Annotated in this window: 2 protein-coding genes; both read right to left on the bottom strand. The window is 52.7% G+C overall.

What is annotated here, in order from left to right:
- A partial coding sequence (tnpC, locus tag ACE418_RS13405; protein WP_416451077.1) for an IS66 family transposase occupies nucleotides 1–941 on the bottom strand: 941 nt, incomplete at its 3' end.
- An 89-nt stretch (nucleotides 942–1030) separates the two neighbouring features.
- On the bottom strand, nucleotides 1031–1432 hold a 402-nt coding region (gene tnpB, locus ACE418_RS13400; RefSeq protein WP_416451076.1), incomplete at its 5' end, for an IS66 family insertion sequence element accessory protein TnpB.

Here is a 1432-nt window from a genome sequence, read left to right as displayed (position 1 = left end):
CGGTAGCCGACATAGTCGTCCGTCAGCAGGTAACCAGAGAAACCTTCCAGGAAATTTTCTGCACAATGGGCGCTGCGTGTCGGCGCATATTCAAACAAACGGATTTTCCGCGCGGGATTCAAAGCCGTGCTAGCATAGACCCACATATATGACTTGCTCGTATTTTTACGGCCTTTTTCGTTGTGCACCTGGATGGGTGTTTCATCAGCATGGAGACAGCGCTCTTCCAGGAGTATCTCATGCATCCGTTCATAGACCGGGGCCAGCCATTCTTTGGAAGCGATGATGATCCAGTTAGCCAGATTGGCCCGGGAAAAGGCCAAGCCGATGCGTTTCCATTCGCTTTCCTGGCGATACAGTGGCAGGGCATAGCCGTATTTCTGCATCATGACATGGGCGACCACCGATGGCGAGGCGATAGAATGCGGGATGACCGGCTGAGGCATGGCTGCTTTCAGGATGGTAGGCTGTCCCTGCTTGCGGCAGGTACGGCATTCATAACTTTTACGATAGAAATCCTTCACTTCCACGCGGGCTGGGATGTAAACGACTTCCGAACGGATGAATTCTTCGCCTACCGGAGAAAGTGTGTTGCCACATTCCGGGCAGACCGTCGTTTCCGGTTCGACGACAATTTTCTGATGAGGCAGTTTGGCCAGTAATGCTTCACGATGGCCGACCTTTTTCTTGCGTTTGTGCGGCTTGACCGAAATTTCCGGTTCCGGAGCGCTGGGTTTCGCTTCTGTTTCGGCTTCATTGAACAGGCTCATCTGTTCTTCCGGGTACACGACTTTCTTGGTTTCTGACTTGCGGCCGAACTGGGCCTTGCGCAGCCATTCAACCTGCTTGCGCAGCTGTTTGTTCTCTGCTTCCAGAGACGCTTTCTGCGCGGTCAGTTCATCGATTTTCCCCTGCATTTCCTGTTCACGGATATCTGTCATACGGCACCTCAATCTTACGGATTTGTGATAAATCCATTATACCATAAAACAGCCGAAAACCCTAGCGTTTATGCAGGGTTTCGGCTGTTTTACAAAACCGTTTTCGGCGTAATCTTTTGCACGGCCCGGGGCTGTTCAACGGACAGCCCCTCCATGAGCCAGCGGTACTGCTGTGGTGTGAGTTCCCGGACCTCATCAGGGGTCCTCGGCCACTGCAGCCTTCCTTTTTCAAAGCGTTTGTAGAGGAGAAGGAAACCGTCGCCCTGCCAGAGCAGGGCCTTGAACCGGTCCCGGCGACGGCCGCAAAACAGGAAAAGCGAAGGCTGGAACGGATCCATCTGAAACTGCTGGGCGATGATGGCACTGAGCCCGTCAATGGATTTACGCATGTCCGTATAGCCACAGGCGATGAAGACATGTTCTGCTGAAATATGCAAATCCATCAAGCATTCACCTTTTGCAGTAGCTGCAGCGTCTTTTGCAGCAGCCTT

The organism is Megasphaera jansseni, from assembly GCF_047974155.1.
Taxonomy (GTDB): Bacteria; Bacillota; Negativicutes; order Veillonellales; family Megasphaeraceae; genus Megasphaera.
The sequence above is the reverse complement of the archived record's forward strand: the minus strand, read 5'-3'. Positions and strand labels throughout refer to the sequence as shown.